General features: G+C 33.4%; 19 protein-coding genes and 1 tRNA gene. 10 read left to right on the top strand and 10 right to left on the bottom strand.

Annotation, left to right across the window (positions count from 1 at the left end):
* Window position 1: 1 nt before the first annotated feature.
* The 4 genes from ABJM36_RS07495 to pdxA form a co-directional block, all read right to left on the bottom strand.
* The gene (locus ABJM36_RS07495; RefSeq protein WP_348450781.1) at window positions 2-1000 is read right to left on the bottom strand and encodes a beta-ketoacyl-ACP synthase III; all 999 of its coding nucleotides are present in this window, start codon (window positions 998-1000) and stop codon (window positions 2-4) included.
* Window positions 1001-1181: 181 nt separating this feature from the next.
* A complete protein-coding gene (rpmF, locus tag ABJM36_RS07490; protein WP_109352001.1) occupies window positions 1182-1385 on the bottom strand; it encodes a 50S ribosomal protein L32 in 204 nt (67 codons plus the stop codon).
* 9 nt (window positions 1386-1394) lie between these two features.
* Window positions 1395-1934, bottom strand: a complete 540-nt coding sequence (locus ABJM36_RS07485) for a DUF177 domain-containing protein (protein ID WP_348450778.1) — start codon at window positions 1932-1934, stop codon at window positions 1395-1397.
* 125 nt (window positions 1935-2059) lie between these two features.
* Window positions 2060-3112, bottom strand: coding sequence for a 4-hydroxythreonine-4-phosphate dehydrogenase PdxA (gene pdxA, locus ABJM36_RS07480; RefSeq protein WP_348450776.1), 1053 nt, complete (start codon window positions 3110-3112; stop codon window positions 2060-2062).
* Between the two features lie 76 nt (window positions 3113-3188).
* Between pdxA and ABJM36_RS07475 the strand changes: the two genes are divergently transcribed.
* Window positions 3189-3779 carry a riboflavin synthase gene (locus ABJM36_RS07475; protein ID WP_348450774.1) on the top strand — a complete coding sequence of 197 codons (591 nt, stop codon included), beginning with the start codon at window positions 3189-3191 and terminating at the stop codon, window positions 3777-3779.
* 649 nt (window positions 3780-4428) lie between these two features.
* Here ABJM36_RS07475 and ABJM36_RS07470 read toward each other — a convergent pair.
* A tRNA-Ile gene (locus ABJM36_RS07470) sits at window positions 4429-4502 on the bottom strand.
* 49 nt (window positions 4503-4551) lie between these two features.
* The gene (gene mce, locus ABJM36_RS07465; RefSeq protein WP_348450772.1) at window positions 4552-4956 is read right to left on the bottom strand and encodes a methylmalonyl-CoA epimerase; all 405 of its coding nucleotides are present in this window, start codon (window positions 4954-4956) and stop codon (window positions 4552-4554) included.
* A gap of 150 nt (window positions 4957-5106) precedes the next feature.
* Between mce and rbfA the strand changes: the two genes are divergently transcribed.
* The 5 genes from rbfA (at window position 5107) to ABJM36_RS07440 (ending at window position 9216) form a co-directional block, all read left to right on the top strand.
* A complete protein-coding gene (gene rbfA, locus ABJM36_RS07460) occupies window positions 5107-5511 on the top strand; it encodes a 30S ribosome-binding factor RbfA (protein ID WP_348450770.1) in 405 nt (134 codons plus the stop codon).
* Between the two features lie 8 nt (window positions 5512-5519).
* Window positions 5520-6725 (top strand): FtsX-like permease family protein, encoded by a 1206-nt coding sequence (locus ABJM36_RS07455; RefSeq protein WP_348450768.1) that lies wholly within the window; start codon window positions 5520-5522, stop codon window positions 6723-6725.
* Between the two features lie 291 nt (window positions 6726-7016).
* Window positions 7017-7619: a TetR/AcrR family transcriptional regulator gene (locus tag ABJM36_RS07450; RefSeq protein ID WP_348450766.1), complete on the top strand. Its 603-nt coding sequence runs from the start codon at window positions 7017-7019 to the stop codon at window positions 7617-7619.
* A 56-nt stretch (window positions 7620-7675) separates the two neighbouring features.
* Window positions 7676-8473, top strand: coding sequence for a haloacid dehalogenase type II (locus ABJM36_RS07445; protein WP_348450764.1), 798 nt, complete (start codon window positions 7676-7678; stop codon window positions 8471-8473).
* Between the two features lie 8 nt (window positions 8474-8481).
* Entirely contained in the window at window positions 8482-9216 is a 735-nt protein-coding gene (locus ABJM36_RS07440; protein ID WP_348450762.1) for an SDR family oxidoreductase, read from the top strand.
* 112 nt (window positions 9217-9328) lie between these two features.
* Here the strand turns inward: ABJM36_RS07440 and dusB are convergent, their stop codons facing one another.
* From dusB to ABJM36_RS07420, 4 genes are all read right to left on the bottom strand, one after another.
* Entirely contained in the window at window positions 9329-10324 is a 996-nt protein-coding gene (gene dusB / locus ABJM36_RS07435) for a tRNA dihydrouridine synthase DusB (RefSeq protein WP_348450760.1), read from the bottom strand.
* 314 nt (window positions 10325-10638) lie between these two features.
* A complete protein-coding gene (locus ABJM36_RS07430) occupies window positions 10639-11772 on the bottom strand; it encodes a T9SS type A sorting domain-containing protein (RefSeq protein ID WP_348450758.1) in 1134 nt (377 codons plus the stop codon).
* A gap of 101 nt (window positions 11773-11873) precedes the next feature.
* Entirely contained in the window at window positions 11874-14360 is a 2487-nt protein-coding gene (locus ABJM36_RS07425; protein WP_348450756.1) for a hypothetical protein, read from the bottom strand.
* A 102-nt stretch (window positions 14361-14462) separates the two neighbouring features.
* The gene (locus ABJM36_RS07420) at window positions 14463-16922 is read right to left on the bottom strand and encodes a hypothetical protein (protein ID WP_348450754.1); all 2460 of its coding nucleotides are present in this window, start codon (window positions 16920-16922) and stop codon (window positions 14463-14465) included.
* A gap of 261 nt (window positions 16923-17183) precedes the next feature.
* On the opposite strand from ABJM36_RS07420, the gene lepA reads away from it, so the two are divergent.
* The 4 genes from lepA (at window position 17184) to ABJM36_RS07400 (ending at window position 24247) form a co-directional block, all read left to right on the top strand.
* A complete protein-coding gene (lepA, locus tag ABJM36_RS07415) occupies window positions 17184-18980 on the top strand; it encodes a translation elongation factor 4 (RefSeq protein ID WP_348450752.1) in 1797 nt (598 codons plus the stop codon).
* A 790-nt stretch (window positions 18981-19770) separates the two neighbouring features.
* The gene (gene glgA / locus ABJM36_RS07410; protein WP_348450750.1) at window positions 19771-20973 is read left to right on the top strand and encodes a glycogen synthase; all 1203 of its coding nucleotides are present in this window, start codon (window positions 19771-19773) and stop codon (window positions 20971-20973) included.
* Window positions 20974-21008: 35 nt separating this feature from the next.
* On the top strand, window positions 21009-22274 hold the full coding sequence (locus tag ABJM36_RS07405; RefSeq protein ID WP_348450748.1) for a glucose-1-phosphate adenylyltransferase: 1266 nt from the start codon (window positions 21009-21011) through the stop codon (window positions 22272-22274).
* 35 nt (window positions 22275-22309) lie between these two features.
* Window positions 22310-24247, top strand: coding sequence for an alpha-1,4-glucan--maltose-1-phosphate maltosyltransferase (locus tag ABJM36_RS07400; RefSeq protein WP_348450746.1), 1938 nt, complete (start codon window positions 22310-22312; stop codon window positions 24245-24247).
* Window positions 24248-24280: the final 33 nt, after the last annotated feature.

Raw genomic sequence — 24280 nt, 5'->3', positions numbered from 1 at the left:
ATTATTTTGAATTATAGGCCCATTTTAAATAAATGGCTCCCCAATTGAATCCTCCTCCAAAGGCAGCAAATATAACATTATCTCCTTTTTTAAGTTGTGATTCGTAATCATTTATAAGTAAAGGTAAAGTTGCAGATGTTGTATTCCCGTATTTGTGAATATTGATCATTACCTTACTATCCTCTAGATCTATACGTTGTGCCGTAGCATCAATAATACGTTTGTTTGCCTGATGTGCAGCCAACCAATCTACAGTATCTTTTGTTAAGTTATTACGCTCTAAAATTTTAGCAGCAGCATCAGCCATATTAAATACGGCATTTTTAAATACTGTTCTTCCTTCTTGAAAAGCATACTGCCCGCCATTTTCTAAAATTTCAGCAGTTAATTTGTGAGATGACCCTCCGTAAGTGGCTTGCAGAAATTCTCTACCTGTACCATCACTTCTTAAATACTCATCTTGAAGCCCTAAATTTTCGTCATTACCTTCGAATAAAACCGCACCAGCACCATCTCCAAAAATAATACATGTTGCTCTATCTTTATAATTAATGATAGACGACATTTTATCGGCTCCAATAAGTAATACATTTTTATAGCGCCCCGATTCAATATAACTTGCAGCTACAGACATTCCAAATAAAAAACTTGAACAAGCGGCATCCATATCAAAAGAAAATGCATTTGTTGCTCCAATTTCTGAAGCGGTATAAGATGCTGTTGAAGCGGCTTTCATATCTGGAGTTGCAGTTGCAACAATAACAAGCTCGATTTCCTTAGGGTCTATACCTTTTTTGTTTATTAAATCTTGTGCTGCCTTTATGGCCAGGTAAGACGTTCCTTTTCCGTCATCTTTAAGGATTCGACGTTCTTTGATTCCTGTTCTAGAGGTAATCCATTCATCGTTTGTATCAACCATCGTTTCAAGAATTTGATTGGTTAATACATATTCTGGCACATAAGCGCCTACAGCTGTAATGGCTGCTGAGATTTTACTCATACCTTTAAAGTTTGTTTGACCAAAAAATCGTTAAAATTGGACAAAAACATCCAATTTTTTAGGAAAACTACTAAATTTTGGCCTAATAATATACAAATTACGCGTTTTTGTTAATTAGAAAAAGTATTTCATAAAAAAAACGCTCATAAATGAGCGTTTTATATATGCATGCATAATATAATTATGCTACATTTTCTATTTCTTCAGAATTGTCAATTAATACTTGACCTCTGTAGTATAATTTTCCTTCGTGCCAATGCGCTCTGTGATATAAATGAGCCTCACCTGTTGTTGGACATGTAGCAATCTGTGGCGCAGTTGCTTTGTAATGAGTTCTTCTTTTATCTCTTCTTGTTTTCGAGATTTTTCTTTTAGGATGTGCCATTTTATATGTTTATTTATCCGTTAATAATTTCTTTAATGTATTCCAACGAGGATCGATATCCTCTTCTTTTTCTTTTTTGTCTTTAAGCTTTGGGCTTAATTCTTCTAATTTATCAAGTATTTCAGAATCTAATGTACCATCTTCAACTCCTGGGTGTATTCTTTTTATTGGTACAGCAAGTATAGTTAATTCGTAAATATACTGCTGAATATTAACTTCGTAAGTACCATGCGGTACAATTAAAATATCAATATTCTCGTCATTATACTCATCACCAAACTTAACCACCAAGTCAAATTCATTTTCTATAGGCTGATTAAATGCTTCATTTGTTAAATCGCAATTTATATTAACCCATCCAGAAATTTTAAAATGTAATTCTAATAATGTTGACTTTTTTTCTAATATTAAATCAACATTAATGTTTACATCATTAAAATCTTCATACTCAAAATGTTCAAAGAACGCTTGCTCAACTTTGTACTCAAAATGATGTTTACCAACTTTTAATCCTACAAACGGGATTGTAAACTCTTTTAACAGCTTCATTATCGCATCTATTTTGAGCCTGCAAATATATAAATTTTTATTTACCTAACACGAGTTATCAACATTTTTTTAATTATGTTTTTACAGGCTTGTTTTTATTAAGGTTTTAACTAATAATCAATCAATTAACGATACCCTTTTCGAGGTGCTTTCTTTAATGGATTTGCGGTGAGTTGTTCATAACTCATCCTGTTTCTATAAATACTAATACCACTAAATACTGCTTCTTTAAAAGAGTTCTCATCGGCAACACCTTTACCAGCTATTTCATAAGCGGTACCGTGATCTGGCGAGGTTCTTACTTTGTTAAGTCCCGCAGTATAATTAACACCTTGACCAAAAGACAGGGTTTTAAAAGGTATTAATCCTTGATCGTGGTATGATGCTATAATGGCATCAAAATTCTTGTAATTATTAGATCCAAAAAAACTATCGGCAGCGTATGGACCATAAACTAATTTACCAGTTTCTTTTATTTTTTTTAATGTTGGTCTTAATATATCGTCGTCTTCACTGCCTATTACACCATTGTCTCCTGTATGCGGATTTATACCTAATACAGCAATTTTTGGTCGCTCTATTTTAAAATCTTTTTTAAGAGAATTGTAAACAGTACTTATTTTTTGCTCTATTAATTCTGGTGTTATATGTGTGGCAACATCTTTTACAGGCACATGATCGGTTAATAAACCGACCCTAAGCGTATCTGTAATCATAAACATTAAACTTTCGCCTTCCAACTGTTGCGCTAAATAATCAGTATGACCTGGAAATTTAAAATCTTCTGACTGTATATTATGCTTGTTAATAGGCGCTGTTACTAAAACATGGATTTCATTTTCCTTTAAAGCCTTGGTAGCAGCTTCTAGAGATTTAATAGCAAAATTTCCAATTTTAATATCTTCTTTTCCAAATTCTATTTTAACAGGCTCATTCCAACAGTTAAGTACATTCACCTTATTATGAACTAATTGACCTATATTATTTATAATATTGAAATTTATCTGAGACTTAAAATGCGATTTAAAAAAAGTCATAACCTTTGCTGACGCAAAAATCACAGGGGTACAAAAATCTAAAAACCTAGGATCTTCAAAGGTTTTTAAAACAATTTCTCCTCCAATTCCATTTAAGTCACCAATAGATATGCCTACAATTATATTTTCTTCTTCCTTCATTAGAAATGACAACTTTTGTTCGTAATTTTGAAACTCTTATACTAGCGCAAATTTAACCAAATAAACAAACAATACTATGTTTACGGGAATTATTGAAAATATTGGTGTGGTTTCAAATTTAAAAACTGAATTAGAAAACCTTCATATAACGATTAAAAGCACTATAACTCCTGAACTTAAAATAGATCAAAGTGTAGCCCATAATGGTGTTTGCTTAACTGTAGTTGAAATAAACAACGATGAATATACAGTTACAGCAATAAAAGAAACATTAGATAAAACAAGTATTGGCACACTAAAACTAAAGGACAAAGTAAACCTTGAACGGGCCATGAAACTTGGTGATAGGCTAGACGGACATATTGTACAAGGCCATGTTGATCAAACGGCAGAATGTGTAGCAATAAAAGAAGAAAACGGCAGTTGGGTATTTACCTTTAAGTACGATAGCACCTTAAATAATATTACTATTGAAAAAGGCTCTATAACCGTAAATGGCACTAGTTTAACGGTGGTAAACTCTAAAAAAGATACTTTTAGTGTCGCCATAATACCTTACACTTATGAGCATACAAACTTTAACACCTTTAAAATAGGTACACTTGTAAACTTAGAATTTGATGTTTTAGGTAAATATGTTGCTAAACTGGTAAACTTAAACAACTAGCTTTCTAACTACGCTTTGAAGATAATAGTTTTTTTGCACCATAAACCAGTGCAAAAACCACTCCAGTTACAATACCTCCATCAATAGGGAAGCCTGGTGGCGGTGGCGGACCTGGTACAGGTGGCGCCGGAAGAGACTGAGATGCACAGACAAAACTTATTAATACAAATAAGATTGAGGCAAAAATTCTTTTGTTTTGTATTATCATTGGGTCACAAATGTATAAAAAAAAGCGAGTTCACAAAATAAATCTCATTTAACCACCTTAAAAACATCCATAAAAGTACTAAAAAACTCGACGAAACGCATTTTTTCTCAGTATTTTCACAAATATTCAATAAGAACATTATTCAAAAATTAAATAAACAGTTATCCCACACTTTTTATTTACGACGTAAATATATGTATTTTAACGTAAATCCAAAAGAATCCCGCCGCTTACCATTTAAAATATATTATTAAAAGGAAATTTACTTTGAACTTTGGAAATCCAAAAAACGAAATGATGGTACACCTTTAATATTTCATTATGCTTTTAACGCATAAAAAGTAAAAATATTTTAAAAACGAGTACTACAGTACAACCTGGAAAGGAGTTATGAAATAAAAAAAGCCTTTCAAATACATGAAAGGCTTTACAATTTCTAAGTGGTCCCACATGGACTCGAACCATGGACCACCTGATTATGAGTCAGGTGCTCTAACCAACTGAGCTATAGGACCGAAATTGGAGTGCAATATTACTACTTATTTTAATTGTTAGCAAGAAAAATTATTGCTTTATCTCTTGACACAATTCAATTAATACGCCGTTTGCTGTTTTTGGGTGTAAAAAAGCAACCAATTTATTATCTGCGCCTTGCTTTGGTGTTTCATTTATTAGGGTAAAACCTTCTTGCTTAAGTCGCTTAATTTCAGATACTATATCATCAACATCGAAAGCAATATGATGAATACCCTCGCCTTTTTTTTCTATAAATTTTGCAATTGGGCTATCTTTTTTAGTAGCCTCTAATAATTCAATTTTATTTTCGCCTACCTTAAAAAAAGAGGTATTAACACCTTCACTTTTTACTTCCTCGGTCTTATAATGCGATTCTCCCAAAAGTTTTGAAAACAAATTATTTGAATCTTTAAGACTTTTAACAGCAATTCCTATATGTTCAATTTTATTCATTGCAAATTAATTTTTCATTTCCCTTAAGCCGGAAATCTTTTTAGACATAACGCTAATTCATCATCAAAATACGAAAATAGTAATCCAAAAGTAACATAATCCTTAAATAACCGTTATTTTTGCAATCTAAACCTTTAACAGGTATTAAACATGAGTAACGCAGAGGAAAGCCAAAGGCAAAAAAAAATAGGTTCGGTTTTACAAACCGATTTAGTAGATGTATTACAAGGTGCAGCCACCCAAGGCGGCATGCGAGGTATCCTTATATCGGTAACCAAAGTTAAAGTTACTGTAGATTTAGGTGTCGCAAAAGTTTATTTAAGTATTTTCCCAAATGATAAAGGCAAGGAACTACTTGAGGGTATAAAATCTAACACACCATTAATTCGTCATGAATTAGCCCAACGTACCAAAAACCAACTACGTAGAATGCCTAATTTAGAATTTTTTATTGATGATTCTTTGGAATATATAGACCAGATAGAAAAATCGTTAAAAGGAAAAGAAAACCCAATAAAAGACCCTTCTATTTTAGATAAAAGAAAAAAATCATAGTTTTTTAATTGAGCTTCCCATTATACATAGCAAAACGTTACCTACGCTCCAAGAGTTCTAACAACGCTATAAATTTTATTACATACATAGCTATAATAGGCGTTATATTAGGGTCGGCTTCATTATTTGTTGTGCTTTCTGGGTTCGCCGGTTTAAAAGATTTTACATTAGAGTTTACTAGTCAAGTTGATCCTGATTTAAAAGCTGAAACCACTCTTGGTAAATCCTTTTTACTAACAGAAGCTGAAACTTTGAAACTCGATGCATTATCAGATATTGCTAGCTACTCAAAAATTATTGAAGAGCGCATATTTTTAACTGTTGATGACAAAAATAGTTTTGCCTTTATTAAAGGGGTCGATAAACATTTTCAAGATGTTGTAGCAATCGACTCAACGCTAGACCATGGCAATTGGTTAGAACAAAAATCGAATCAACTTGTGTTAGGTTGGGGCATTTCCAACAGTTTATCCTTAGGCGTTTTAGATTTTACAAAACCAATTACGGTATATGTTCCAAAACCCGGAAAATCCCAAATAACCTCTACCAAAAATGCATTTAATACCGTAAAAGCAATTAGTGTTGGTGTGTTTAATATAAACGAACAGCTAAACGATGCCTATATTTATGCACCAATAGATTTAGCTAGAAACTTATTAAGTTATAAGCCTAATCAAATAACATCAATAGAATTTAAATTAAAAAAAGGTGTTGATGAAACTCAAGCCAAAACAAACATAAAAGCTATTTTAGGCGATAAAATTATATTAAAAAATAGAGCCCAATTAAACGATGCCTTATATAAAATGCTAAACACCGAAAATTTAGCTGTTTACCTCATTTTTACCCTTGTTTTAATTATTGCCTTTTTCAACGTTATTGGTTCGTTAATAATGATGATGTTGGACAAAAAACGTAGTTTAAACACCTTATTTAATATAGGCGCCACTATTAAAGACATCAAGAAAATCTTCTTTTATCAAGGTAGTTTAATGAGTATTGTGGGTGGTATTATTGGATTAATTTTAGCACTTATTATTACAGGACTACAAAAAACGTTTAGCTTGGTCATGATAACCCCAACATTAGCCTATCCTGTTACTATAAAATTCGAAAACATTATTTTAGTTTTTATTACCATTTCTGTCCTAGGCGTGGTGGCTTCAAAAATTGCATCGGCACGTATTACTAAAAACATGGTAAAAACCGTATAAGTTATTTGGGCGAGTTGCCAAGAAAAATGGCAAACAGGCTTTCCGCTATATCTTTTTTGTAAGCACTTTTAGTTAGCCTTCTACAACCGTTATTTTTTAATTCAAACTAGATATAACCTAAATTACAAACTATTTTAAGCTTACAAAAAAGGATGCCGCATCAATCCTTCTCGCAGGTTTATCTTCCAACAAATAGCATAACACACAAATTATTTTTATCCGCACTACATATAACTTACCAGAAAAAGTTAAAAAACATACCTACTAGTATTTTTTATATACCTTTGTAATATGTTACAGGAGCAAAAATCGGAATTCACAAAACAGACTATACTCAACGAGTCTTTTAAACTATTTTATAAAAACGGATTTAAAACCACGAGTGTAGACACTATAATGAAAACCACCAAACTCACAAAAGGGGCGTTTTACCATCATTATAAAAACAAAAAAGAATTAGGTCTTGCCGTAATAAGCTCCAAACTACAAGAACGCGTTTTTAAAGGCATGATAGAGCCTTTGCAACAAACCGGAAATGTAGTAGATATACTAGAAAATACGTTTTCGGAAAGGTTAAAATCTTTCTCTTTACACGAGAAAAAACATGGTTGCCCAACAAACAATTTTATAAACGAAATTGGCGATTTTGAAACCGCATACCAAATGGCACTAAAACAAATAATTGATAGGTGGCGCGATGCCTTAATCCAATTATTAGAACGCGGTAAAGCAGAAGGCTCTATTAAGAAAACCACATCTAGCGAAGCCGTTGCCGTGTATTTAATTAGCGCTTTTGAAGGTGTAAGAGGCATTAGAAAACTTTATGATACCGATGTTATTTTAGACCAATACATCGCAGGACTATCTATTTATTTAGAACAAATTAAAAATTAATATTTTTTTACACTAAAAACATACCTAATGGTATGTTTTATAAAACAAGAATTGCTATGAAAAAGAACACAAACAAAAGGAGAGATTTTTTAAAGAAATCAGCTATGGTAGGTTTAGCTGCACCACACTTAGCATTTGCCTCAGCAAATAATGAAACCACAAACACAGCATCTAGCAAAGCACCCAAAGTATTGTTTTTTGATGTAAACGAAACCCTACTCGATTTAACAGCCATGAAAGAAAGTGTTGGTAAAGTATTAGGCAATCGCCCAGATTTATTACCACTTTGGTTTACTACCATGTTACAATATTCTTTGGTAACTACCGTTGGTAGACAGTATAATGATTTTGGAATTATAGGCTCTGCAGCACTACAAATGGTTGCTGCTAACCATAATATTTCGATAACCGAAGAGGAAGGAAGAGAAGCTATTTTAGGACCATTACGTTCTATACCTGCACACCCAGAAGTAAAACAAGCTTTGCAAAGTTTAAAAGATGCTGGATATACTTTAGTATCTTTCACAAACTCATCTAATAAAGGCGTGGAGACCCAATTTAAAAACGCTGGATTAACCGAATATTTTGAACAACGTTTAAGCATTGAAGATATGGGTAAATTTAAACCACATGCCGATGCTTACGATTGGGCAGCAAGAAAAATGGGTGTTCAACCTAACGAATGCATGTTGGTAGCCGCACATGGTTGGGATATTGCTGGTGCACTATGGGCTAATTGGAGAGGCGCTTTTATTAGTCGTCCGGGAGCTCAATTGTATCCACTAGCAACTAAGCCAGAATTATCAGAATCTAATTTAATCATGATAGCAAATAAACTAATTGCTCTTAAATAATACATATTATGAATCTAGAAAAAAAAGTTATAATAGTAACCGGATCATCTAAAGGCATAGGAAAAGAAATTGCTATACAGTTAGCAAAAAATGGCGCAAAAGTAATTGTTAACCATTCTAATAGTGAAGAAGAAGCTCAAGAAACGGTAGACACTATTGTTAAAAATGGCGGTGCAGCTATTTCTGTAAAAGCGGATGTTAGTCAAAAAGCCGATGTTGTAAATCTCTTTGATAAAGCCATTGAGACTTATGGTAAAATTGATGTTTTAGTAAACAATGCTGGTATTATGACTTCTAAATTACTTAAGGATTGCACCGAGGATGACTTTGATAGTCAATTTAATGTTAATGTTAAAGGTGTTTTTAATACACTACAAGAAGCAGATAGTAAATTGGCCGATAACGGTAATATTATTAATATATCATCAAGTACAGCAAAATTAATGTTTCCAACCTATGGTATTTATTCATCGACAAAAGCAGCTGTAGAACAAATGACACGTGTCTTTTCTAAAGAAATCGGGCGTGGTATTTCGGTTAATGCACTTGCTCCTGGAGCTACGGAAACCGAGTTGTTTTTAAAAGGAAAATCTCAAGAGTTTATTGATAAACTCAGTGGTATGAATGCCTTTAACAGACTAGCAAAACCAATTGATATTGCTCATGTTGTTGTGTTTTTAGCCAGTGATGAATCTAAATGGATTTCCGGACAGGTTATTGGTGCAAACGGGGCTTTGGTTTAAAACCGACTTTAGCTGATGGGTACAAAAGCGATAGTAGCGGCACCCTTTTTGCCTTTTTGCAAAAAGGTATAGCGAATAGCGCGGTGGCTTGCCATTTGCTCTAATAATTAAACTACTCGGTAAATTGATATCCTGCAAACTTTTCTAGAACCTCGTCGAATGCTGCAAAAACGTCTTCAGAATGATCCGAAGTCACCATTTTCATACGGTGTTCCTTAAAATGTGGAATGCCTTTAAAGTAGTTGGTATAGTGTCTTCGGGTTTCAAAAACACCTAAAACCTCGCCTTTCCAATCGATAGACATTTGTAGGTGACGGCGTGCCGCCTCAACACGTTCTTCCAAGGATATTGGTGCTAAATGCTCACCGGTTTTAAAAAAGTGTTTTACCTGTTTAAAAAACCAAGGGTTCCCAATGGTTGCTCGCCCAATCATAGCGCCATCCAATCCATAATCGTCACGCATTTCCATAGCGCGCTCCGGACTTATAATATCGCCATTTCCAAACACCGGAATGTGCATGCGTGGATTGTTTTTTACTTGTGCAATAGGTTTCCAATCGGCATCGCCTTTATACATCTGCGCCCGGGTTCTACCATGTATGGCAATGGCTTTACAACCTACATCTTGCAAACGCTCGGCAACTTCAACAATTTTTATAGAATCGTGATCCCAACCTAAACGGGTTTTTACAGTTATAGGAATGTTGGTACGTTTTACCATTTCGGCAGTAAGCTGTTCCATTAAACAGACATCTTTTAGTATACCTGCACCTGCTCCTTTACTTACTACTTTTTTAACGGGACATCCAAAATTAATATCAATAATATCTGGTTTGGACTCGGCAACAATATCAATAGTTTGCAACATGCTATCCAAATTAGCTCCGAAAATTTGAATACCTACTGGACGCTCTTTTTCATAAATATCCAGTTTCATAACGCTTTTTGCCGCATTACGAATTAAACCTTCGCTAGATACAAACTCGGTATACACCACATCGGCACCTTGCTCTTTACATAGTGCACGAAACGGTGGGTCGCTAACATCTTCCATTGGCGCTAAAAGCAATGGAAAATCAGGAAGTTCTATATTGTCTATTTTTACCAAAATATTTTTTGTCTAATTCTGTGATTTTTTTCTTGTAACGTTTTTTACTTTTTACAAAAGCTACCTTAAGCGCTTGCTTAATTTACGCTAACCTAAATTCAATGCTTTTTAATTGCCGGTTAAAAAAATGGAATGAATTAAATTTTCTTGATATTTATCTTTCCTGCAAGCCCCTACAACAAAAAGGTGCTCAATCGACATTTAAAAAACTATTAAATAGATTAATTGGGCACAAATATACGATGAAGTATTAAACCCGCATGATGCATTAGAAAATTAATTACTACTTAAAACCATAACACCTAGAAATATACCTATTGTTTTACAAGCTTTTTAACAGCATATAAATTAGTGTTTAAGTGCACTTTCACAAAATAAAGCCCGGGACTGAATGTGGTTAAATTGATAGTATCTTCCTGCCCTTGATAAAGTTTTTTGAATTGTGAATTGAAAATTTCGACCGACAAAAAAGCTTCGTTACTTTTAACATTTAAAACTTGTGTTGCTGGATTAGGGTACAATGCTACCAGGTTGTCTGTTTTAATTTTGGGGTTAGATAACACCTCGTCGTTTGTTGAAAATGAAACAAGTTTAGCATCGTCTGAAACGGTAAAACCACCCGCAGTAAATGAAAAAGACTCCGAAGTAATATAATAGCTGTTTTCATCTATAAACGTGATAGCTTCGGCTTGCTCTTGCCCTAAAGTTGATAGTTGCGTTTGGGTGTTGGTTCCTGAAAACACATCTGCTGTATTAAAACCTTCGCAATCCCAAACAAAAGGCATCAGTGCTTCTGTATAACCTACCAAATATAATTTTCCTGTGGCTGGATTATAGGTTCCGCCCGAAATAAGTCCGTTACTACTTAGCGTTGTAGGTTGCGCACTTACTACATGTGTACCTGGAATTTTAGGTATTACATAAGCCTTGGTAACACCATCTACCCAGTTTTTTGTAAACAGCATTAAATTATCGGCGTTATAAGACACCAATGCTTCGGCATCCCAAATATTGTTATTGGGATTTGCCGTAAAATCGGTTTGATCGGTATAGCTAAAATCTATAATTTGGGCAGTAATAGTTGTAGAGGTTGTATAATCTGCTTTACTAATTTTATAGATTTTTAAATTGGTTCTATTACCATTATTATTACCAATATCACCTATATAAATTGAGGTGTCGTCTTGTGTAATATCTTCCCAATCTGCATTTGTCGCGTTACTGATGGTTACCGTTCTGGTTATTTGTTCGGTATTTACATCTATTTCATAAAGCTTGTTTTCGCCACCAGAATCGTTATGTGTTATAAGTTTATTATTAAAATAGATAATACCCGAAGATTCAGATAAACTAGCTGGCAACAAAAACTCTTCTGAAACATTACTTATTTGCGCAAAAGCACCAAAGACGTTAAAAATTAAAAATGGTAATAAAATTATAGCTCTCATAAGTTCCAAATGTACCATAAAATCGCCTATTTTTATAAAAATTGAAGGTTTTACAAATTCCTTCTTGAACCATTTAACGTAGTAAGTTGCCTAAACACTTATTATTTCTCGATACTGTAATTAGTTTTTACCACAATTGGAATACCTGTTGCAGTAATACCTTCTAAAGTTATTTTTACTTCGGTTTCTACAGCACTGTTATAATACTCCACTTGTGAATTTCCTGTAGGATCTGGATGAACATATGGATTCCAATATAAGGTATTACGTATGGCTGCATTCCTGTTTTTTTCGGTAGCATTTTTTAAGTCTGGCGAATAAAAAACACGAGCTTCATAATAACCGACAATCTGTTTTTTAATAGATTGTAAATCCTTTTTTGTTGGGCCTGAAGTATAATCTTTATTAGTTTTTGTGTAAATCATGATAACACCATTTTGACCCGCACTACCAAACATCATAGTAGCAACGGCACTATTATCTGAGTCTATTTTTAGAATATCGTCCGGATGAAAGCTGCTTAAATAATTATAGATGTTTAAAGGCTCGGTTTCATCAATACTTGGGTCTAAAATAGTAGTATCGTTTATTACTATAAGTGCACCTCCACTGTTTCTACTAAACTTAATTAATTCATTGTTTACAATTTCAAGTAACGGCACAGCTTGTGTTAGTAACTGAAAAATATCTGTAAATGGCGACGTATCTGTTTCTATGGTATAACTATTTGCTAAATTGCTATACATGGTTTTCATGGTAGCTTCTTTCTTTTTTCCTGTTAAAACTACCTCATCCAAAATATTTTCTGGCAACACATCAAACTCGATATGCTTTCTATAAATATTATTTGATAGAATGCTCATTTCTGTTGTATGGTTAGTGCTTTCAGTTTTAGCCTTATAATCGACTGCAATGGGCGCACTAAAAATAGAATCGAGAACAAACATACCGTTGTTTTTACCTTTTTTATTTTTTGTATTTAACATAATACGTGCCTTACCTGTAATTGCTAAATCGTTAAAACTAAATGCACCGTCATTGTCTGTAATTTCAGTAAATGATTCTATGGATTTATTAAAAACAGCCAAGGAAATGGTATTGCCAACTGCTGGTTTATTTCCAAAAAGTTGCTTTACTCGGCCACTAATATTAATGCCTTTTTCAACCTTATAAGCAGGGTTTTCTTTTACCTCCGGCAATTGTTTCCATAAAAAATCTCTCCAGCCTTGTGTTAAAAGCAACAAATCTAAAAACCTAAATCTATTAATGTTATTAGCGTCAAAATAATAACCTGCATCGTGAACTTTTCCTTGAATATCCGATTCCATCAAAAAGTAAGAACTAATGTTTGTGCCATAGTCCTCTTCGTTTTTAACACCATTAAGATCGGTACTTGCTAATGAGTAACTTGCAGCAACCGCTTCTCCTAAACTATTTTTAGAGGACACCTTTAAAATTACTTTTTCGCGTGGCTTATAAGATCTTTTATTGGTACTTAAACCAACATTTACATCCTGATTTTTATTGATGTAAACCAAACGTTCACTTTGTGGGCGGCCTTCTTCATCATACAATGTAATTTGAGAAATACCTTCTGGCAGATTGTCTTTTGGTAATTGTAAAGACAAACTACCTTTGGTTAAGCTTACTGTTTCTTCAAAATAAGAAACTCCTCTAGAAGCATATCGTAAAGTTATATTAGAATTTGGATATTTTAATAAAGTGTACTCATTGGTTTTTATGCTTAAAATATCGGTGTCTTTTATTTTTCTAGCTCCTAAAACAAAGCCTTCAGCGATTACTCCTGGAAGCGGCACCTCAATTTCAGTAGTATTAGCCACCGTAATTTTAGCATGGTATTTTTCTCCCTTAACTGGTTTTAAAACAAAGTTCCCCATACCATCATGTACACTTGCAAACATGGTTACTACCTCGTTTTTAGCATCAAGAATTTGCCCTTGTATTTTTACCGGATTCCCATTTTTATCGGCTGCCTTAAATGCTACAACACTAGCAACATTTTCGAGCAATGATCCGCCTTCTGGGAAAAATTGAATGTCTAAATTTGCTTTTGTAATTGATATTGTATTTTGATTATTATTATCCATCTTAGAAATTGCCGCTGCACTATTGGCGCGCTTTTGAGATTCAAAAACATCTATAATTTCAATTTCTTTTTTAAACACAAAATCACTTCCAAAGTTTCGAGACCAATTGGTATACGCTCGAATTTGATATTTACCCAACTTATTTATTCCGTTAGATTTTGTTAGTTCAAAATCGCCATGACCTAATCCGCCTATTAATTTGGTGTTATTACGCGCTATAACTCTAGAGTCTGGCGATACCAACTCGACATACAAAATACCACTATGATCAAACAATAAATGATTGTAAGCATACACCAAATACGCCTTGTACCATATAGATTCTCCTGCTAAATAAGTGCTTCTGTCGGTATGTAGATATACTTTTTCTATATCTGGAATAGATGGCTTGTCTTGAGAAAATAACGGAATCGAGACCACCATTAAAATTAAAAAAAATAGCGTTTTATGTTTTAATTTTTGGTTTAATGAATGGTGCATTTATATTGTTTTAGTTCGGTTTATTAATTAGTTTAAAATTCTTGTGACACAAATCATACCACAACCAGGTATATAAATAAGACAAAAAAATAAAAATCACTATTATTTCTTAATGGCATATTGCGTCTTAACCACAATAGGTATACCTGTTGCGGTAAGTCCTTCTAAAGTAACTTTCACATCGGTTTCAACCTCAGTATTATAATAATTTATTTGGGTATTTCCTGTTTCATCTGGATGAACAAAAGCATTCCAATACAGTGTGTTTCTTATAGCATCGCTATTATCCACCACAAAAGAAATAGCCTCTAGTTTTGGCGAATAAAAAATACGCGCATCATATAGCCCTTCAATTTGTTTTGTTATGGAATGTGGTTTCTCTTTCGATTTACTTCGCCTGTTAAGAGCGCCTTCCTTTAAATATATTAATATTACGCCATTTGCCCCGTCCAATCCAAATACAGAGGCACTTGGTCCATTCATAGATTCTACTTTAGCAACATCGTCAGGGTAAATAAACCCAATATCGCCATCAAAAGGCACGCCATCAATTCTTATTTGTGCCGATCCTGAATTTCCGAAGAATTTAATTGAAGTTCCACTAACTTGTATTCCTGGTATTTTAAACTGAAGTAATAAATAAATACTAGAAAAATGTGGTGTATCTTCATCAATAATATAACTATCGTCAGGTGTACCATACAAACTTTTAGGTACGTCACTTTTGCCCTTACCATTAAGTTCTACGGCGTCTAAAACCGTTTCACCTGAAATACCAAAGGCTATATTTTTTCTATAAATATTGTTTTTTATGGTCGAACTTTTTGATGATACAATAGTACTATCCCTTGAAAAGTTAGAAGCCAAAGGCGGTAAGTGAAGGGAATCTAACTCAAACATACCACGTTCTTTCTTTTTATCATTTTTGGTGTTTAACATCATGGTAGTTGGTCCCATAAAAACCAAATTTTCAAATTTAAACTCACCTTTAGAATCTGTTACTCCAGTAAGAGACCTCATTTTCCCTTTATTAAACATGTTTAAAAGAACTGTGTTATTAGGTTTTGGGATATCACCTTCAATTTGTTTTACCGTTCCTGAAATGGTGATTCCTTTTTCTGCAATATAAGTTTCTTTATACGGGTTAATTTTGGGCATTTCTTTCCATAAAAAATCTCTCCAGCCCTGGGTTAGCAATAAAAAATCCAAATACGCTAATCGTCTTGGGTTAGTTCTATCAAAATAATAACTCGGGTTGTGTACTTTTCCTCTAATATCAGACTCCAACAAAAAATAAGAACAAATATTAGTACCAAAATCTTTAAAGTCTTGCATACCGTTTACATCGACACTACTTAACGAAAAACTAGCTGGTACAGCTTCTCCCGTTTTGGTTTTAGAAGAAATGTTTACGGTTACTTTTTCATTTGGTTTATAAACGTCTTTTGCTGTATTTAAAACCACGTTAATGTCTTTATTTTTTTCAATATAAATTAAGCGTTCACTTTGCGGTCTTAAAAGCGCATCATACAAGGTTATTTGCAAAATTCCTTCGGGTAAATTTGTTTTAGGCAACTCAAATGTGATGCTGGTTTGACTTAAAGGTTGAGAGCCTTCAAAATATGAAACCCCTCTTGATGTGCACACTATTTTAACTGGCGCACTTTGATAATTGGCTATGGTAATCGCATTCGTTTTAATGCTTATCATTTCCTTTCCTCTAACATTAACAGCACTTAATAAATAGCCTTGATCTTTAGCTTTGGGAAGCTTAACCTCTAAAATTTCCTCTCCATTTGAGTTGGTGATTTTCGCGTAATACCTTTCCCCTTTTTTAGGCGTTATTATAAACTTACCCATACCATCATGCAAACTCCCTAACAAGGTAACTAAGGTCCCATTAGCATCAAAAACTTTACCTCTTACCTCTACAGGGTTACCAAGACTATCAACAGCTTTAAAAGCCACAACACTTAAAACATCTTCAATTAGCGATCCGCCTTCAGGAAAAAACTGTAGGTTAATATCACTTTTAGTTACTGCGTTTATATTATTAGGCTCCGTGGCTTGTAATAAAGGGTCTTGAGAGCTTTTATTAATTTTATCGAAAACATCAAAAATTTCAATTTCTTTACTAAAAACAAAATCTTCACCAAAATTTCGCATCCAATTAGTATACGCACGAATTTGATATTTTCCGGGTTTTACTCCCAACGAATCAGTTAATTTAAAATCACCATAACCTAAACCTTCGTCCAATCTTGTTTTATTACGCGCAATTATTATAGAGTTGGCGGCAATTAATTCTACATACAAAATATTACTATGGTCAAAAAGTAAGTTATTAAATGCATAAACTAAATAGGCTTTATACCATAAATCTTCACCCATTACATAATTAGACCTATCGGTATGTAAGTATACTTTTTCTATATCTGGAATAGCCTTACTTCCCTCTGTGCCTGAAGGTTTTTGTTGAGAAAACGTATAATGGGTAGCTAAAATTAAAAATAAAACACATTGTAATATCTGCTTTGTAGTCTTAGATTGTTGGTTTAGCATGGTTGGACGTAAATAGAATTCATCAATAATTAAGACTTGAAAGGTAGCTAATAGTTTAATTTCCTACATTACTTTTTTACATATATTGTATCTTGAAGCTTTTTGAAGCAATACAGTAAGAAATTGAAATAAAAAATTAATAACTTTTAAGGCCTAATGAACATTTCAAATAGTTAGATAATACAATTTCCATGTATTGAATATTAAAGCCTCATTTAAAACATCTATATTTGCAGAATCTTTTTATGAAGATTGTTGACTATGAAAAACATTAGAAATTTTTGCATTATTGCACATATAGATCACGGTAAGAGCACACTTGCAGATCGTTTATTAGATTATACAGGCTCTGTAACTGCTAGAGAGCAACAAGCGCAATTACTAGATAGTATGGATTTAGAGCGCGAACGTGGTATTACCATTAAATCGCACGCCATACAAATGGATTATGAACTTAATGGCGAAAAATATGTTTTAAATTTAATTGACACCCCTGGTCACGTAGATTTCTCATACGAAGTATCTCGATCTATTGCCGCTTGTGAAGGTGCACTACTTATTGTAGATGCTGCGCAAAGTATACAAGCACAAACTATTTCTAATTTATATTTAGCTTTAGAAAACGATCTGGAAATTATTCCAGTACTTAATAAAGTGGATTTACCAAGTGCCAACCCAGAAGAAGTAACCGATGATATTGTAGATTTATTAGGTTGCGATCCATCGGAAGTTATTCATGCTAGTGGAAAAACGGGCTTTGGTGTCGATAATATTTTAGCAGCTATTATAGACCGTATTCCTGCACCACAAGGTGATCCTAACGAACCTTTACAAGCCTTAATTTTCGATTCTGTTTACAACACCTTTAGAGGTATTGAAACGTATTTTAGAGTATTTAATGGTGAAATTAAAAAAGGACAAAAAATTAAATTTGTTGCTACAGATAAAGAATATTATGCCGATGAGGTTGGTACTTTAAAACTAAATCAGGTCCCAAAACAAAGCGTAAAAGCTGGTGATGTTGGTTACTTAATTACTGGAATTAAAACTGCCAAAGAGGTAAAAGTTGGTGATACCATTACCGATTTTGCTAACCCAACAACCAATATTGTAGAAGGTTTTGAAGATGTAAAACCTATGGTATTTGCCGGTATTTATCCGGTAGATACTGAAGATTACGAAGAGCTTCGGGCCTCGATGGAGAAATTACAATTAAATGATGCATCGTTAGTCTTTCAACCAGAAAGTTCGGCAGCATTAGGTTTTGGTTTCCGTTGCGGGTTTTTAGGCATGTTACACATGGAAATTATTCAGGAACGTTTAGAGCGTGAGTTTGATATGACCGTTATTACTACGGTTCCCAATGTATCTTACCATGCTTACACCAATAAAAATCCTGATGAGGCATTTATTGTAAATAACCCTTCCGATTTACCAGAACCATCGTCTGTAAACCGCGTTGAAGAGCCTTTTATTAAAGCAACCATAATTACAAAAGCCGATTTTGTTGGTAACGTAATGTCGCTTTGTATTGAAAAGCGCGGACTTATCATAAACCAAACGTATTTAACTACCGAGCGTGTTGAATTAACATTTGAAATGCCATTAGCGGAAATTGTATTCGATTTTTACGATAGATTAAAAACAGTCTCTAAAGGGTATGCCTCTTTTGATTACCATCCAATTGGTATGAAGGTTTCAAAATTAGTGCGATTAGATATTTTACTGAATGCCCAAACGGTTGATGCACTTTCTGCCTTAATACATGCCGACAATGCTCAAAACATTGGTAAAAAGATGTGTGAGAAGCTTAAAGAATTAATTCCGCGTCAGCAATTCGATATTCCAATTCAAGCTGCTGTTGGTGCCAAAATTATTTCTAGAGAAACCATTAAAGCACTTCGTAAAGATGTTACCGCTAAATGTTATGGTGGTGATATTTCGCGTAAGCGTAAACTGCTTGAAAAACAGAAAAAAGGTAAAAAACGAATGCGTCAAGTTGGTAATGTTGAAATACCTCAGCAAGCGTTTATGGCAGTTTTGAAGCTGAATGATTAACAACACGGCCTAAATAAAATAAACAATTATTAAAATTTAAAAGCTTCTGAGGTTTTCAGGAGCTTTTTTATTTCCTAAAATCAGATGTTCATGATGAATGCTTTCTAATGCAAGAACGTTCTTTAAAACAATATAAATAGGCCCATATCTTTTAGTATCAATCTCTGTTTCTATTTTTGCCACCAATTTTGTTACCATTTTCAACTGCCAAACCTAGGAAAAAGCCATTCTTACAAAATTAAACCAAATAACAACCTATTTTCGTTAGCTCATTTTAGTTGATTCGTAATTATAAAGGAGTTTTTAATCAAATTAACAACCAAATCCTTTTAAAATAGATTATCTTCAAAGATATTTATTTACGTATTCAGGTTATTGGTTGAATGATTAAAACGAAATATGCTATTTTTCTTATTTTTTTTATCGATAATTTCTTTTAAGCATAGAAACGCCTTTTTTTTCATAAAAATAAAACATCACAAATATTGTTAATAAATATTTTGTATGTTTATAACAAAGTAAATAGGATTACTTCTTGAACGTGCTATAAACACGTTAATAATCCCTATTTGCCTAATTTTATAATTATGTTCTTTTTGCATTTTTTTGCAATAATTGTTATTAACAAAATAGTATTTTTTGAAGGCTTTAGCTTGATTTTCAATAAACCATCCTATATAAAATAGACTAGGTATTTTATTGAATTTATCATAATAAAAAGTTATTTCTAAATATCATATTTCATTTTAGTTGTATGGTTTAAATACTTTTATTTTACATTTTTTCTTATATGAAAGCACTTTTTTACACAAGAGAATTTCCGCCCTATGTTTATGGTGGCGCAGGGGTACATGTTGAATATTTAGCTGATGAATTGGCTAAATTAATTGAAATGGATGTAAGGTGTTTTGGAGATCAAGATGCAACATCAAACAACTTAACAGTTAAAGGTTTCCCTTTTGATAATCCTGTTTTTGATGGCGCCGACGATAAACTGAAGTCTGTTTTTAAAACCTTAAGCACCTGTATTCAAATGAATGCAGAACCTATTGATGCCGACGTGGTACATTGTCATACTTGGTATGCACATTTTGCGGGAATAGTTGCCAAATTATGCTACGGAACACCATTGGTAATTACCACACACTCGTTAGAGCCATTACGTCCCTGGAAACGCGAACAATTAGGTCGAGGTTATGATGCCTCATCATGGGTTGAAAAAACAGCTATCGAAATGGCCGATGCGCTTATTGCGGTTTCCGAAGAAACAAAAGAAGATGTTTTAAAACATTTTAATGTTGACGAAAGCAAAGTACATGTTATTTACAATGGTATAAACCTTCAACAATACATTACCACACCAGAAACATCTACTCTAGATGAATATGGTGTTAATAAAAGCAAACCTTATGTGCTTTTTGTGGGCAGAATTACTCGCCAAAAGGGAATTATACATTTAGTAAATGCCATAAAATATATAGATCCAGACACCCAAATAGTACTTTGTGCCGGCGCCCCAGATACTCCGGAAATTGGACAAGAAATGAAAGACGCGGTAACCGAAGTTCAAAAAACACGCAATAATGTAATTTGGATTGATAAAATGGTAACAAAAGAAGAAATTATTCAATTATACTCGCATGCCGATGTATTTTGTTGCCCTTCTATTTATGAACCTTTCGGCATTATAAATATTGAAGCTATGGCTTGTAATACTGCCGTTGTTGCTAGCGCTGTTGGAGGTATTAAGGAGGTTGTTGTACATGGCGAAACAGGTTTGCTTATTCCTTTAGAGCAGCAAACCGAAGCCCCTTTTGAACCTATTGATCCCGATAAGTTTTCAAGAGATTTGGCCAACGGAGTTAATAAGGTTATTAGCGATAAAACGCTAAGAGAAACTATGGCAAAAAATGGTAGAAAACGTGTTGAAGATTATTTTGATTGGATTGCCATTGCCAAACAAGTTGAAGACCTGTATAAGTCTATAATATAAATAAATTAACAAACAAACTATAAAAACCAAAAGATATGATTAACAATAAAGTTTTATCCATTGTACTGGGTGGTGGACAAGGTTCTAGACTATATCCATTAACAGACCGACGATCAAAACCAGCAGTATCAATAGCAGGAAAGTACAGATTGGTAGATATTCCAATTTCAAATTGTATTAACGCAGACATCAAACGTATTTTTGTATTAACGCAATTCAATTCTGCTGGATTAAACAAACATATTAAAAACACCTATCATTTTAGTTTTTTTAGTAGTGCCTTTGTGGATGTATTAGCAGCAGAACAAACACCAGAAAGTAAAACTTGGTTTCAAGGAACAGCTGATGCAGTAAGACAAAGTATGCATCATTTTTTACAACACGATTTTGAGTATGCTTTAATTTTATCTGGCGATCAATTATACCAAATGGATTATGATAAAATGATTGAAGCCCATGAAAAAAGTGGAGCCGAAATTTCTATTGCAACCATTCCTGTAAATGCTAAAGACGCTACAGGTTTTGGTATCCTTAAAGCCAATGACGAAAGTACAATCACCTCTTTTATTGAAAAACCAGACGCCAGCTTATTACCAGATTGGACATCGGAGGTAAGTGAGGACATGAAATCTCAAGGACGTAATTATCTAGCATCTATGGGTATTTACGTGTTTAACAGAAATTTACTGGTAGATTTAATGAAAAACCCAGATACTAACGATTTTGGGAAAGAAATTATACCACAGGCTATTGATAAACACAAAACGTTAAGCTATCAGTACGAAGGTTATTGGACAGATATTGGAACTATAGAATCATTTTTTGAAGCCAATTTAGGATTAACAGATGATATTCCTAAGTTTGATTTATACAATAGAGATAAACGTATATACACACACGCAAGAATGTTACCAACAACAAAAATTGCGGGTACGGTTTTAGACAAAGCTGTAGTATCGGAAGGTTGTATTATAGGGGCTGCTAAAATTGAAAAATCGGTAATTGGTATTCGTTCAAGAATTGGTAAAGAATCGACTATTATAAATACATATATGATGGGAGCAGATTATTACGAATCTCTTGACGATATGCAAAGCAATAAAATTGAAAATTTAATGGGTATTGGCGAGCGTTGCTTTATAAAAAACTGCATCCTCGATAAAAATTGCCGTATTGGAGATGATGTTAGAATAAATGGAGGAAAACATTTAGAAGATACAGAAACCGAAACGTATTGTATAAGAGATGGCATTGTTGTAATTAAAAACGGTGTAACAATACCAAAAGGAACTGTAATATAAATAACCTTTTATTTTTCTTATTATAATTAATAAAAATGCAAGACCAAAGAAGAGTTGTAATAGACTATGTTTCACCAAGTGTAAACTGTGGCGAATATTATATTAAACGTGTTATAAATGAAATTGTTAATGTAGATGCTCATATTATGGCCGATGGTCATGATGTTTTAGGCGCATCTATTTTATATAAACCAGAAAAAGAGAATGATTGGAGAGAAACAAGAATGACACTAACCTCCAATGACGAATGGAAAGCGGCTTTTACTGTCGATACTCAAGGTTTTTATTCCTATAAAGTACAAGCTTGGGTAGATTATGCTCTAAATTGGCGTTATGGGTTAATAAGAAAAATTAACGATGGACAACATGTGTTTTCTGAATTACTTGAAGGTGCCGAGTTTATTGAAGCTCTATTAAATAAAGTATCTGCCGATGATAAAGCCTACTTAGAACACCTTCATAGACTTTTTAAAAATGAAGATAATTATGGCGAAGCAATAACAGAAGCAACTACCGATAGGTTATACCAAATTTTCTACAACAACCCTATTAAACTTCTTGATAACACCTCAAAAGAATATCAAGTATATGTAGATAGAAAAAAGGCGCGATTTAGTACGTGGTACGAATTTTTTCCACGTTCTGCATCAGAACATCCTGGAGTTCACGGCACCTTTAAAGACTGTGAGCGTTTACTTCCTAGAGTTAAAAACATGGGCTTCGATGTGGTGTATTTACCACCTATCCATCCTATTGGAGAAGTTAATAGAAAAGGAAAAAACAATACTACCGAAGCTAAAGAAGGTGATGTTGGTTCTACATGGGGTGTTGGTTCACAATATGGTGGACATAAGGATATTCATCCGCAATTAGGTTCTTTAGATGATTTTAAATCATTAATTCAAAAAGCCAAAGACAACAATCTTGAAATTGCCATGGATTATGCGCTGCAAGCTGCACCAGACCACCCTTGGGTAAAAGAACATCCTTCTTGGTTTAAATGGCGACCAGACGGTACGGTACAATATGCAGAAAATCCACCAAAAAAATATCAGGATATACTTCCTATTTATTGGGAAAGTGAAGACTATAAGAGTTTGTGGAATGAATGTTTAGATATTTTAATGTATTGGATAGACTGTGGTATTAATATATTTAGAGTAGATAACCCACATACTAAACCATTCTATTTCTGGAATTGGATTATTTCTCAAGTAAAAGCTAAACATCCAGATGTTATCTTTCTAGCCGAGGCATTTACGGCGCCAAAAGTTATGCAACAGTTAGCTAAACAGGGCTATACACAATCTTACACATACTTTACCTGGCGTGAAAACAAACATGAAATTATAGAGTATGTTACAGAATTAACGACTTCAGAACTAAAAGAATATATGCAGCCTAATTTCTGGCCAAATACACCAGATATTAACCCACATCATTTACAAGGCGCCAACGAATCTAAACATATACAACGTTATGCGCTTGCTGCTACTTTAAGTTCTAGTATTGGAATTTACGGGCCTGTTTTCGAGTATATGTTATCAGAATCACTTCTTGGAAAAGAAGAGTATTTAAATTCAGAAAAATTTCAAATCACACACTACGATTGGGAAATTCAGAACAAACTAATAACAATTATAGCCAAAATAAATTATATTAGGCATAATAATCCTGCGCTTCAACAAACCAACAATATTAAATTCTGCCATATAGGAAACGATAACCTATTAGCTTTTTATAAATGGAATGAGGACAGAACAAATCAAATATTTGTAATCATTAGTTTGGATGCTCACAACTCGCAACAAGGTACAGTACAAGTTCCTTTGCACGATATTGGCGCTCATCATGGGCAAAATCTTGAAATGCACGATTTAATAACCGATAGTCGCTATAATTGGAATAGTGAGTGGTGTTATGTAGAATTACATCCTACTATGCCTTTTCACATATTTAAAATAAATAAATAAATAATATTAGCAATTAATTTGCTAAAAACCATA

It is taken from the genome of Algibacter sp. (genome assembly GCF_039977455.1).
GTDB lineage: Bacteria > Bacteroidota > Bacteroidia > Flavobacteriales > Flavobacteriaceae > Algibacter_B.
The sequence above is the reverse complement of the archived record's forward strand: the minus strand, read 5'-3'. Positions and strand labels throughout refer to the sequence as shown.